The sequence below is a fragment of the Sanyastnella coralliicola genome (assembly GCF_030845195.1).
Lineage (GTDB): Bacteria > Bacteroidota > Bacteroidia > Flavobacteriales_D > Sanyastnellaceae > Sanyastnella > Sanyastnella coralliicola.
The window spans coordinates 2,246,724-2,260,071 of the sequence record NZ_CP132543.1 but is presented as its reverse complement, the minus strand read 5'-3'; the positions used below and the strand labels follow the sequence as shown (position 1 = coordinate 2,260,071).

General features: G+C 47.1%; 9 protein-coding genes. 5 read left to right on the top strand and 4 right to left on the bottom strand.

The features are described 5' to 3' along the window. Nucleotides 1-29: 29 nt before the first annotated feature. Both RA156_RS09335 and RA156_RS09330 read left to right on the top strand, forming a co-directional pair. Nucleotides 30-1,046, top strand: coding sequence for a glycosyltransferase family 2 protein (locus RA156_RS09335; protein ID WP_306639680.1), 1,017 nt, complete (start codon nt 30-32; stop codon nt 1,044-1,046). Nucleotides 1,047-1,048: 2 nt separating this feature from the next. Then, on the top strand, nt 1,049-2,335 hold the full coding sequence (locus tag RA156_RS09330; protein WP_306639678.1) for an O-antigen ligase family protein: 1,287 nt from the start codon (nt 1,049-1,051) through the stop codon (nt 2,333-2,335). Nucleotides 2,336-2,381: 46 nt separating this feature from the next. Here RA156_RS09330 and RA156_RS09325 read toward each other — a convergent pair whose 3' ends face one another. Next, a complete protein-coding gene (locus RA156_RS09325) occupies nt 2,382-7,232 on the bottom strand; it encodes a GC-type dockerin domain-anchored protein (RefSeq protein WP_306639675.1) in 4,851 nt (1,616 codons plus the stop codon). Between the two features lie 108 nt (nt 7,233-7,340). Between RA156_RS09325 and RA156_RS09320 the strand changes: the two genes are divergently transcribed. Next, nucleotides 7,341-7,997, top strand: coding sequence for a transglutaminase-like domain-containing protein (locus RA156_RS09320; RefSeq protein WP_306639673.1), 657 nt, complete (start codon nt 7,341-7,343; stop codon nt 7,995-7,997). A 229-nt stretch (nt 7,998-8,226) separates the two neighbouring features. Here the strand turns inward: RA156_RS09320 and pyrG are convergent, their stop codons facing one another. The 3 genes from pyrG to RA156_RS09305 form a co-directional block, all read right to left on the bottom strand. Beyond that, nucleotides 8,227-9,864 carry a CTP synthase gene (gene pyrG / locus RA156_RS09315; RefSeq protein ID WP_306639671.1) on the bottom strand — a complete coding sequence of 546 codons (1,638 nt, stop codon included), beginning with the start codon at nt 9,862-9,864 and terminating at the stop codon, nt 8,227-8,229. Nucleotides 9,865-9,952: 88 nt separating this feature from the next. Then, nucleotides 9,953-11,053: an AI-2E family transporter gene (locus RA156_RS09310; protein WP_306639668.1), complete on the bottom strand. Its 1,101-nt coding sequence runs from the start codon at nt 11,051-11,053 to the stop codon at nt 9,953-9,955. Continuing rightward, entirely contained in the window at nt 11,050-11,553 is a 504-nt protein-coding gene (locus tag RA156_RS09305; RefSeq protein WP_306639666.1) for a SixA phosphatase family protein, read from the bottom strand. The genes RA156_RS09310 and RA156_RS09305 overlap by 4 nt, the downstream gene beginning before the upstream one ends. Nucleotides 11,554-11,761: 208 nt before the next feature. Here RA156_RS09305 and RA156_RS09300 point away from each other — a divergent pair, with 208 nt between their 5' ends. Continuing rightward, nucleotides 11,762-12,421, top strand: coding sequence for a metal-dependent transcriptional regulator (locus tag RA156_RS09300; protein ID WP_306639664.1), 660 nt, complete (start codon nt 11,762-11,764; stop codon nt 12,419-12,421). A gap of 4 nt (nt 12,422-12,425) precedes the next feature. After that, nucleotides 12,426-13,247: a ZIP family metal transporter gene (locus RA156_RS09295; protein WP_306639663.1), complete on the top strand. Its 822-nt coding sequence runs from the start codon at nt 12,426-12,428 to the stop codon at nt 13,245-13,247. Nucleotides 13,248-13,348: the final 101 nt, after the last annotated feature.

Sequence of the window (13,348 nt, the reverse complement as noted above, 5' to 3'; positions counted from 1 at the left end):
CACCGCCACTTTTGGTACATTTGCCGCAGATGGGAAGCTCTGTTGCTATTGTGATTCCGTGCCTCAATGAAAAAGCCTACATCGGCCGATGCATTGAGTCTATCCTCAACCAAGATTATGCGGTGGGGAGTATCGATGTATTCATCGCAGATGGAATGAGCGATGATGGTACGCGAGAAATCATCAGTTCATACAGCAAAGAGCATCCGAATGTCCATCTCGTTGACAACCCTATCAAACACACGCCCGTGGCGTTGAATCTGGGTATAAAAGCTTCGACAAGCGATGTGGTGATTATCCTTGGCGCTCACGCGGAATTGTATGAGAACTTTGTTTCGAAGAACATCGAAGCTCTTGAAGCACACCCTGATGCTGGATGTGTTGGCGGTGTCATTGAGAACGTCAACGAAAATGAAACGGCTGCAATTATTGGTCGGGCCATGGCTTCCCCTTTTGGGGTTGGTAACGCGCGATTCCGAACAGGAGGGAAAGCAGCTTACGTTGATACGGTGGCCTTTGGCGCCTATCGAAAAGAGATCTTCGAGCAAATTGGTTTATTCGATGAAGAGCTGGTACGTAACCAAGATGATGAGTTCAACTACCGCCTGACTTCTTCTGGCGCTAAGGTGTGGTTTGATCCCAAGATTCGTTCGAAGTACTACGTTCGAAGCAGCTATTCAAAGCTCTTTAAACAGTACCGTCAATATGGCTACTGGAAGGTCTATGTAAACAAAAAACACGGTGCTGTTACCAGCGTTCGTCAGTTGATTCCGTTCTTTTTTGTGGCTTTTTTGGTGGTAGGTGGTTTGCTCTCTATTTTCTTCCCGCTAGCGCGGAACGCCTTCGGCTTAGGCCTGGTGTTATGGTTCATTGGAGCGATGATTGGAGCACTTTGGGCACAGTCAAGATCAGCACAAATTGGAGGGGTGATCGCATCTTTTTTCCTTTTACACGTTGGTTATGGGCTAGGATATGCGAAGGGAATACTTGATTTCCTAATTTTAGGAAGGAAGCCTGCGCGATCTGGATACCGCACAACTCGCTGAATTTGAAAGAGAACGATCACTCCAAAACCCGAAAGATCCATGCTTGGTTGACATTGGCCATTGCTGCCATGTTGCCCATTAGCAAGCGATTGATACCACCGTTGGTTATCCTGTGGGTGATTGCGAGTTTCTTTCTTTTCATAAAACAACACGCAAGAAACGGTTGGCAGGCGCTCCTTGCCATGGCGCTCTATTACGTTTGCAATGCGGTATGGCTCTTTTCAAGTGAAGACCAAGCCTCCGCGAGTTTTGCGCTAGAAGTGAAGGCCTCCTTATTCGTCTTCCCAATGACCTGGATGTTCCTCCCACAAGTGAATCTCCGGCAACGGTTGAATATCCTACTTGCATTGGTCTGGGGTTGTATCTCGTTCGTTGTTATCAGTCTTGTCAGGGCCGTCTATATGTACATACAGACCCAAGACGCAGGAGCTTTCTATTACGCTGATCTAGCGTGGTTCTTTCACCCAACCTACCTCGCTACCTATGAAGCGATGGGCTTAGTGGTGTTAGGGAGAATGCAGATGAAGAAGATCTTTGCTCTCGGTAAACCATGGATTCACCACCTAGCAGGAGCTGTTTTAATGGTCCATATCGGACTGCTTTCTTCACGTGCCGGTTATTTGTGTGCCTTATTGGCGCTTCTCCTCGTTGCACTGCAGGAGTTCAGAAGACGTCGTACCAAGATTGGATTGGTGTACATCATCAGTGGTATGGGGCTGTTGGCGCTCACCATCATGCTCACTCCAGGAAGTCAGAAACGTATTCAAGAAGTAGCCAGTTCTCAAGAACAATTGGAGCAAGCTTTCAATGAACCTGGAGAAGAGACTCAAGTAAAAGCCAAGAGCAGTTCTGGCGGCAGACTCGTAGCATGGCGTTCTTCAGTTGAAATCATGCTCAATAAGCCATTGGGAGTGGGGACTGGAGACGTGACGACAGAACTCATGAAACTTTACGAACGCGACGGAGAAGACTACGCGTTGCGCAAGCGATTGAACCCGCACAATCAGTTTCTCCAAGCAGGGGTGGCCTTTGGCTGGACTGGTTTCTTAATTCTTTGTGCCGTCTTCTTTTTCGGATTCAGACTAGCACTTCAACGACGTGATTTCCTATTCCTAAGCTTCTTACTCATTTTGGGATTAAATATGCTCTTCGAGAGCTTCCTTGAGGTGCAATCAGGAGTCGTATTCGTAGCCTTCTTCTACGGTTTCTTCGTCAAGAGCCCAGTGAAGGAAAAGTCGTCTAAAGCAAAAGAGGACCATCGCGATGATGATCCTCCATTAACAGTGTAAGACTCGGTTGTTCTAACCTAAGAGCCTATTCCAGATGAGAGAGTAGTTAGTTGCAGCTGCTTCCAAAAGCAGATAAGAATTGAAGTAGGTCGGCAGCGGCCACTTGGCCGTCGCCATTGAGATCCGCAGAGCAGGAGCCCATACATCCAAATTGAGAGAGGAGTTCCAATAAGTCTGCCGCAGCTACCACGCCGTCGCCATTGAAATCTTCTGGACAACCAGCCGCTCCGCTTCCGTCCATTGGGTTAGAAGGAGTAGCACTAGCAAGGGTAAAGGCTCCCATGATCGGGTCTACATTGCTCGCAAACACCTCGTCGGAGTCGTGAAAGCTATAGCCCTCATTAACCCAAGTTCCAGATTCAAAACGCGCTACACGTAAGTCTGCTGGAGCATTAATTGGTCCACAGCGATCTTCGTAGAAGCTGAGGCCCACAGAAGGACTGAAAGTGCCCACGTGTGTTGTTGACCAGTACTCGCATGATGAAATGTGATCTAGACCAGTGTCGAGTGTTCCAACCAAACCAGCGGAGGCAGGATCCACATGATGGAATTCCGCATCGTAGTATTCTGACGTCGTGTTCACACCGGTGATAGTGATCATCCCCCAGAATCCGTTGTCGCCAATAGGGAGTTCAAGAGTTCCGGTTCCTTGCTTACGAGCAATACCGTCAATGAAACTATTGTTTCCACCACCGGACCAGCCCGTGTCTACGGCATTACCGAAGATGACACGGTAACTTGGATCAGCCATGGTAATGTTTCCATTGGTCAACACCAATTGAGCGAAGTTGTCTTCAATGGTCAGGTTTGACTGAAGGACAACGTTTCCTGAAGCCTTGTCGATTTCGATGAATCCTTCCAGTTTATTCGGAGAGTTGTTCAGATCAAAGTTTTGATCGGTGGTGCCGTTAAAGCTCACCTGGCTGCTGACAATGTTGAGTGAGTTACCCAAGTTAACGTCACCAAGAGCCACGATTTCGCTGTCGTATACATAACCGGTGAGGAACTGCAGAATCTCGTTGACTACCATTGGAGCGGCTCCACTCAATGTGACCGCGGCACCGCCTGATTTGGTGAAGTCGACATATGACAGTTGAGGAGATGCTTCAAATTGAGCAGACACATTAGAACTTCCACTGAAGATCAAACGACCACCATTTCCTTCCATACTACCTCCAAGCAAGGCCAGAGAACCTGTAACGTAGAGATCATCTACTGGAAGAGTGAAGGTTCCGTCTTCTATTGTCGTTGAGAGGAATTTCCAGTTGTGGGTGAGGAGAGAGGTGTTGAAATCAACATTTCCGCTTCGCTGGATGTAACGTGCCGTAGTGCTTCCGCTATTTGCTGTTCCAGCGTTACCATCGATAAAGGTTAATTGACCAGCCCCCATGTCAACTTCCAAGGTGTCGAAGCTCAACCCGGTGTTGAGGTTATTCATGGTGTTGTTTGTACCAGTGAATAGAAGATCAAGGGTTCCTTTCACATGAGAGTTTCCGATTGTCACATCACCCCGCATATCTATACGGCCATTACCATTCAAGTAGCCTGAATTCATCGTGAGAGAGTTGGTCACGATAATTGAATCACCGTTGCCTACGTTGACGTTGGCTCCTCCAGATTTCTCTTGAATCAGATCGTAGAAGACTGCATTACCATTGGCGTTCCAGTTTCGGTTGTTACTGTTATTAAAGCGGAACTCACCCATATTGTGTTCAAAGTGTCCTCCATTTGAAGTGTAGTGACCGTTGAAATAAGTCGTTCCTGAATACGCTTCAAATGTTCCATCTGCCTCTACGGTAGTGGAATTGATGTCCCAATCAACGTAGCTTCCTACGTTTTGGAATGCGAGCACTCCTCGCTGAATCAAGATGGGATCCACGCTTGCGTCACCGATGTTGAGGAAGCCATTTGTCGTTCCGAAGAAAACGGTGTCTTGTGCTTCGTCTTTGTTAATGGTCAACAAGTCAAATAGATTCGATGAACTGTTGTAGGTGAGCATGCTCGCCTCATCACCAATGAACGCCGCTGGTGCGTCACCTTGCACATAAGTGTTTGTGATGGTCATGTTCTTTTCACATGCCAACAACGCATTTGGTCCGTTGAGGTAACCAGAACTTATGGTCATCTGGTTTTCTACGATAAGAGAGTCAGTGCCTTGAATAACCACATTGGCACCACCACTCTTTTCCATTCGGAGATCGTAGAAGCGGGTAGAAGAGTTTCCATCCCAAGAGCGGTTTGCACTATCGTTGAAACGGACAAAACCCATGTTGTGATCGAAGTGGCCTCCGTTCGCGGTGTAGTTTCCGTTGAAGTAAATCGTACCAGCTGGAGCGATAAAGCTACCATCTGATTCCACGGTAATGGAAAAAACATCCCAATCGACGTAAGTACCGTAGTTGTCAAATTGAAGCGTTCCACGTTCAACAACAATCGGATCGGTTACCCCATCACCAATATTCAAGAAGGTATTGGTAGAACCGAAGCTAACCGTTGCTCCTGGCGTGTCTTTATTGATGGTGAGCAGATCGAAAAGATTTGATGAGCTATTGTAGGTGAATACACTTGCTTCATTACCTATGAAGGCCGCAGGAGCATTTCCTTGGACGTAGGTATTGGTGATCGTTAGGTCTTTTTCGCAAGCGAGTAGGGCAGTCGCACCGTTAAGGTATCCAGAGCTAATGGTCATCAGATTTTCTACGATAAGCGTATCAGTGCCTTGTATAGCCACATTCGCACCACCGCTCTTTTCCATACGCAGATCATAGAAGCGAGTAGAAGAATTGCCATCCCAAGAGCGGTTGGATCCATCATTGAAGCGGACAAAGCCCATGTTGTGCTCAAAGTTTCCGCCATTAGCGGTATAGTTACCATTGAAGTAGATGGTGCCCGCTGGCGCCTCAAAGGTTCCATCCGGTTCCACGGTAGTGGAGAAAACATCCCAATCCACATGGCTTCCAAAATTTTCAAAGCGCAGGGTACCTTGTTGAATCACAATAGGGTCGGTAACACCATCACCCATGTTCAAGAAGGAATTGGTAGAGCCAAATGAAACACTCGTGGAAGGGGTGTCTTTGTTGATCGTGAGTAAGTCGAAGAGGTTCGAAGAGCTATTGTATGTGAAAACACCATCCGCCGGACCAACACAAGCCACTGGCGCATTTCCTTGGACATAAGTATTGGTGACCAATACGTCTTTTTCGCAGGCCACAAGTGCTGAAGGACCGTTGAGATATCCCGTCGCAAAAGTCATGAGATTCTCGACAATCAATTGATCTGAACCATCAATGGTGACAGAAGCACCGCCTGATTTCTCCATTCGGAGATTATAGAACCGCGTGGTCGGGTTGCCATTCCAGGTTCTTGGGGTACCGTTGTCAAATCGCACAGTACCCATGTTGTGATCGAAACTTCCTCCGTTGGCGGTATAGTTACCATTGAAGTAGATCGTACCCTCTGGAGCCACGAATTTCCCGTTTGATTCCACGGTAGTGTTCACCACGTTCCAATCAACATGATTCCCATAATCTTTGAAGGCGAGCGTTCCTTGTTCAACCACAATCGGGTCAGACGAAACGTCACCGATATTTAATGTAGACGTAGTCGTTTCAAAATGCACCGTATCGTTTACGGCGTCTTTCTTAATACGCAGTTCAGAGAATAGATTCGATGAGCTGTTGTAGATGAAGGTTCCGTTTTGATCTCCAACGAAGTGAAGCGGACATGTTCCTTGAACGTAAGTGGAGTTGATGACCACACTGTCAACAGCGTTGATCACAGCACCATTGCTACCATTCAAGTAGCCTGAAGAGGCCGTGTATTTGTTGCTTACACGAATTTTTGAGTTATCTGTCAGATTGAGATTAGCCCCTCCTGATTTAGCACAAACGAGATCATAGAAAACCTGTTCTGAAGTGAGGTCCATCGTGGCATTATTGCCTGCGCTCAAATAGAATACCCCTCCGTTAGCATTGAAACCAGAACCTTCATTGATCCATCCACGCTCAAGGTAGGTGTTGCCACTACTTGCGGTGAATTGACCGCTAGAGGCCATGAATACGGCATTTGGTCTTAGATAGACATTCGGGTGATCCATGATGGCATGTCCGAGAAGGATCTTCAATGAATCCCCGGCCTGCAAGATGTTGAGGGTAGAGTTGTCAGAGCGGAAAAAGTAGTTCGCTCCATTAGTAATCTCGATGACGTCTTGACCCCAGTTAAATGCGTTGATTTTGAACTCACGCGAACCAGTACCATACAACTCAAGGGTAGCTGAAGAACTGTTCATGCTCGATCCTACAAAGCCGTCTCCGAAGAGGCGCAGTCTTCCAGGCCCAGCAACATATCCGGTGATTAATTCCAATTGTTGGTTGATGGTGATTTGTTGTCCAGCTGCTAGAGTCAGCACAGAGCCTCCGGTTTTTTGCACCCGCACATTCAGCAACTGATAACTTTGATTCAGTGTGACGTTGTTCCCACCTCCGAAGATGATCCAACCGCCATTATCATTGAAGAAACCTGGTGCAGCAGGGGCAATGTTGACGGTGTTATTGAAATAATGATCACCAAGGGTAGTGCTAAAGGCTCCACCTTGTTGGTCGAATGGTCCGTTGAAGGTGACGGTTCCATCGGCACATTGAAAGGTTCCGTCGTGCTGGACATAACCGTTGGCTCCTACGGTGAATGAATTTGTTCCCTGTAGCCAGACAACACCTGTATAACCAGCATCAAGAATGACTCCGGCTACGTTGACGTTCGTATTCACGGTACAATCGGTTCCATCGAAGGTGTCAAAGTGAACAACGTCACCGCTGTTCGGAACTCCGGTAGGGGACCAGTTAAATGCACTGTTCCAGTTAGGTGTACCAATAGGTCTCCAAAATTTATCTATCGCCATTGATTGAATAGATAGGGCGGCGAAAAGGAGACAAAGAGAGAGTTTGATTAATCGCATTTGGGGTATCTTTGGTTACAAGAGAGACTACCAAGCGAAGGTGTATTCCCGATGGAGCAGAAAGATTTTTCAGAATACCTGTCGACAACAGAGATCATTGACTTTCAACACGCTGATTTTCAGTCGTACAGTGAGCGATGGAGCAGAGGTTCAACGACCTTAGAAAATGCAGTCAATATCTACAATTTCGTACGCGATGATCTGATGTACGACCCTTTCAATATTCGTTTCGAAGTTGAAAAAGTGCGTATCTCGAACGTCGTCAAAGGTGATCGAGGCCATTGTATTGATAAGGCCATGGTATTCATCGGCCTCTGCCGAAATGAAGGACTCCCAGCACGTCTTGGTTTGGCTCGCGTTCAGAACCATATGGGAACAGAGAGACTCGAGGCCATTCTTCAAACGAACGTCCTCGTACCTCACGGCTACGCCGAAGTGTACCTCGAAGACCGATGGGTAAAATGCACCCCGGCATTCAACAAAGAGTTGTGCGATAAACTAGGCGTAGAACCACTCGAATTCAACGGCACAGAAGACAGCGTTTTCCAAGCTTACGACAGAGATGGAGGAGACTTCATGCAGTACCTCGAAGACTACGGCGGCTTCGCTGACCTCCCAAGAGAATTAGTTTTTGACCTCTTCCAAAAAGAATACCCGCACTTACTTGATGATCAAGGGCAATTTAAATCAGATTTGCTGAAGAGGTAAGAGAGTGGTCTTTGGCTCTTAGTTGTTGGTTCTTGGTCTCTAGTCTCTAGACTCTCGTCCCTAGTCCAGCCAAGCATGATCAGTCCGCCTAAGGCGGATAGCATGATTAGCAGAATAGTGAATAGGATAACATTCCAAGTCCCTAACGCCTATAGCCTAAAGCCCAACGCCTAAAAAAAGAAACATTTAGCCTTTTCGCCCTTTAGCCCTTTAGCCCTTTAACCCTAAACTAAGCTTCAACCGCTGCCCGATCCTCATTCTCCGCATGCGTTCTTGCTGCCTTCACGAAGGCTTGGAACAACGGATGAGGTTCAGCAACTGTTGACTTGTATTCTGGGTGGAATTGAGCCCCAACAAACCATGGGTGGTCTGGGATCTCTACAACCTCAACGAGTTCGCTTTCTGGGTTGATTCCAGAGGCTGTCATGCCAGCTTGTTCGAAGGCTTGCTGGTAATCATTGTTGAACTCAAAACGGTGACGGTGACGTTCTTGGATGAGGTCTTCCTTGTATGCTTCGTGTGCGTGAGAGCCTTTCTTCAGTGCGCAAGGGTATGAACCGAGACGCATGGTTCCTCCGAGGGTTGTGATTGACTTTTGTTCAGCCATTAAAGAGATGACAGGGTGTGGAGTGTATTCCTTGATTTCAGTGGAATGCGCTTCCTCCATACCAAGAACGTTGCGAGCGAATTCGATCACTGCACATTGCATTCCGAGACAAATACCTAAGAATGGAATCTTGTTCTCACGGACGTATTGAATGGCCTCTAGTTTGCCGTCAATTCCGCGGGAACCGAAGCCTGGGGCTACAAGCACGCCATCTACGTCCCCTAGATGTTGTTCCAAGTTGCGTTCATTGATGCTTTCACTGTGTACCCACTTGATATCGACTTTTACTTCATTCGCAGCACCTGCATGGACAAAGGCTTCAGCGATTGACTTGTAGGCGTCTTTTAGCTCAACGTACTTACCAACAAGAGCAATCCGTACTTGATGCTTTGGGTTTTTGTGCTTTTGAAGGAAGTTGTTCCACTTCTTGAGTTCAGGCTTACGTCCTTTCTTCATCCCAAGCTTTTCGATGACTACTTCATCGAACTTCTCTTGCTGCATAAGTAGAGGTACGTCGTAAATAGTATCAGCATCGATACTCTGAATCACCGCGTTCAACTTCACGTTACAGAAGCGAGCCACCTTAGATCGTACTGATGGTGTCAATTCATGCTCTGTACGACAAACCAAAACATCTGGCTGTACACCGAACTCCAACAACTGCTTCACAGAGTGTTGCGTTGGCTTCGTTTTCAATTCGCCTGCTGCGGATAGGTAAGGGATGAGTGTAAGGTGAACGACAATTACATCGTTCGGACGTTCCCATTTCATCTGACGAACAGCCTCGATGTAAGGAAGCGACTCAATATCACCAACAGTTCCACCAATCTCGGTAATCACGACATCGAATTCACTCTTTGATCCGAGGATCTGAACACAACGCTTGATTTCGTCGGTGATGTGAGGTACGATCTGTACCGTCTTTCCGAGGTATTCTCCTTTACGTTCTTTGTTGATGACTGACTGATAGATTTTACCAGTAGTCACGTTATTCGCTTGCGATGTAGGGACGTTCAGGAATCGCTCGTAGTGTCCGAGGTCAAGATCGGTCTCTGCTCCGTCGTCAGTAACGAAACACTCACCATGCTCATAAGGGTTAAGTGTACCCGGGTCCACATTGATATATGGATCGAGTTTTTGGATGGTCACTTGGTAACCGCGCCCCTGAAGAAGCTTGGCTAGTGAAGCCGAAATAATTCCTTTACCTAGACTGGAAGTAACGCCTCCTGTCACGAAGACGTATTTGGTAGATTGATTCATTTTCCCGCATTACGAATACGGGAAACAAAATTACACAAATGTTTAAGGCAGGCATCCCATGTGGAAATCTTTTAATGAATGATTTTGATCATTCGTCGAGATTCCGCGTTAGCGAGTCAACCACCTTAAAACCAGAAAGGAATTCGCTCGCTATAATTCGAATTAGGGTATAGGCCGGAATGGCTAAGATCATTCCACCCACTCCAGCAAGTGCTCCAGCCATCGAAATCACGATGAAAATCTCTAGCGGATGGGCATTCACGCTATTGCTGAAAATGAAGGGTTGGATGACGAAATTATCAATCAATTGAACTGTCAAGAATACACCGCCAATACTTAGTATCAGGGGCAACAATTCTGAATTAAAATCCATTTGAAGGTTAGTCGTCACCGCAATAAAGATTCCGATCAATGCACCGATAATTGGTCCGAGGTAAGGGACAAGGTTGACGAGTCCGGCCAAGAAGCCAATCAAGAATGCGTTCTCTACTCCGAAAATGGAAAGCCCGAGTGTTACGAGCAGGGTGATGATGCTTACCTGAGCCACAAGACCTACAAAGTAGCGAGAGAGCAGTTTCTTCGTTTGAAGGATAATACTCTTCATTTCATCCATGTGCTTGTCGGGAGTGAGGGTCAGGATGATGCGGTTGACCATATTCCCGTCTTGGAGAAAGAAGAAGGTGATGAACAGCACAGAGAACAGCGCGATTACTGCGTTACCAATCACACCGAAGATGTTATTGAAGATTCCGCGAATGTCACCGAAGCTAACCAGGGCTTGAAGCTGCTCTACTAGAAAGGCCTCATTCGAACGGTCATCACCGCTGAGGTTGAATTGTTCTAAGTAGCCCATGGTACTTTCGAACTGCTTGTTCAAATTGGCTGAGAAGGCCTCCACATCAATTTGAGACAGAGCTTGTGCTTCTTCTGCCACCAAAGGGGCGAAGATGTTTAAGAACAAGAATATGATAAGTAAAAAGCTACTTAGGGTGAGAATGGCCGCGATACTTGAAGGAATTTCACGCTTGCCAATTTTGATCTTTCGAATCAATCGAACGATAGGGGCACCTACCAATGAAATCACGGCTGCTACAATCACATAGCTAACGATGGTTCGGAAGTACCAAAGGGCAAGACAAAGGAGAATACCTCCTATAATTCCAAGGATGTATCGCAGGTTTTTGCTCATCGCAATGCTTCGTGCTGCTTAGGAAAGTCGTGGTATGTCAATGAACCGCAGTTCGTGCCAATGTGCTTCCAACTATCAACATCCATCTCAATCTTCACCACGCCATTGGTAGGCATCTGGATCAACTCTCCAGTGAGGTATTGCGTGAGGTAGCTGAAGCCCGGGTTGTGTCCGAACATAATCACACTCGAGTGATCATCTGAGAAGTCATTGATCACTTCAACAAGACGTGAAACCGGGGCTTCATAAATGCGTTCATCCAGTTTGATCGCATCATCCGCAATGCCAAAAGCAGCGGCATACGCTTTCGCTGTGGTATGAGCGCGTAAAGCATGTGATGAGACAATCATGTCAGGACAAGCTTCGCTGCCGGCCATGTGCTTAGCCATGTGCGGGCAATCACGTTCCCCTCGTTTGTTCAACGGTCGATCCTTGTCGTCAAGTCGTTCATTGTTCCATGAAGACTTTGCATGTCGAATAAGTATTAGGCTGCGTTTCATTGAATCGAAGGTAATGAATTAGGCGTAAGGCTTAGGGCTTATGGCTTAAGTTAATGTGAAACTCAATCGAAGCTCTGCACCATCCCAAACCCCAGTTATAGATTACCAGTTATCAATCATGGTTTCGTAACGATATTTCGATTAGTCTAAAAATCCATTTCGGTCAAAGAAAACATTTCCTACTTTTGCTTCAATCTGAGAACCAACCATGGCCAGTCAAACAGTTGAAAATTATTTGAAGTGTATCTATGCGCTTCAGCAGTATTCACCGGATGGGGTGAGTACAAACGCTATCGCGGAACGCCTGGAAACCCAGGCTTCTTCAGTGACCGATATGTTGAAGAAACTGAAGACGAAAGGACTGGTCAATTACAAGAAATACAAGGGGGCGCATTTGACAGATAATGGAATGACTATCGCCATAGATATCATTCGTCGCCACCGCTTGTGGGAAGTGTTTTTGGTTGAGAAACTCGACTTCAAATGGGATGAAGTGCATCCCATTGCTGAAGAGCTGGAACACATTGCATCGGAAGAGCTATTCAAACGTTTGGACGCATTCCTTGGCCACCCTCAATATGACCCGCATGGAGATCCCATTCCGGATGCAGACGGCAATTTCCGAGATAACCGAGACAAAGTAGCAGTGAGTGCTTTGAACGAAGGGGAAGGAGGCATCCTCGTTGGGGTGCGTGACTCTTCTCAAGAGTTCTTGCAGTACCTCGATTCTATCAAATTGACCCTTGGTTCTTCGATCACTGTTGAAGAGCGGTTCGCCTTTGATCAGAGTGTCCGTGTGAGTCTCGGTAAACAACAACAACAGCTTTCACAGCTCGTTGCACGAAACCTACTTGTTCTAAAATCCTAATGAAATGAACGATCTCGTAGCCTATTTCGAATCGATTGACCCTGTGGTCGCGGCATTAATTGCTACCTGTTTCACATGGTTTTTAACTGGTGCAGGAGCTTCACTCGTCTTCTTCTTCAATGGCGTAAGCCGTAAATGGTTAGACGGCATGCTGGGTTTCACCGGAGGAGTCATGATCGCCGCAAGTTTCTGGAGTTTGTTGAGTCCAGCCATTGAAATGTCAGAAGGAGAGGGCTTCCTTAAAGCCATGCCAGCTGCTGTTGGGTTCGGACTGGGTGCGCTGTTCTTGTTCGTCCTGGATAAGTTCTTACCGCACCTCCACATCAACTTCAAGGCAGATGAAGCCGAAGGAATTCAGACCAACTGGCACAAGACCACGCTCTTGGTATTGGCCATCACCCTGCACAACATCCCTGAAGGGTTAGCGGTAGGTGTACTCTTCGGAGGAGCCGCTGCAGGAGTCGAAGGAGCCACCGTAGCCGGAGCTGTAGCCCTCGCTATCGGAATCGGAATCCAGAATTTCCCAGAAGGAATCGCAGTAAGTATGCCTCTCCGCCGTAACGGCGTAAAAGCAGCCCGCGCCGCCTGGTACGGACAACTATCAGCCATCGTAGAACCGGTCGCCGGAGTGCTGGGTGCGCTGCTCGTAATTCAAATGACACCTATCCTCCCATACGCTCTCGCCTTCGCCGCAGGAGCGATGATCTACGTCGTAGTAGAAGAGGTAATTCCAGAAACCCAACGTGATAAGTACACTGACATCGCTACGTTGGGGTTGATCTTTGGGTTTATCGTGATGATGATGTTGGATGTAGGGTTAGGCTAGGCTTTGCCTAGCTAAGGCGTATGGCCTAAGGCCTAAGGCCTAAGGCTTAAGCAACCTAACTTACGCCATAGGCCTTAGGCCATAAGCCTTAATAAAGAGCA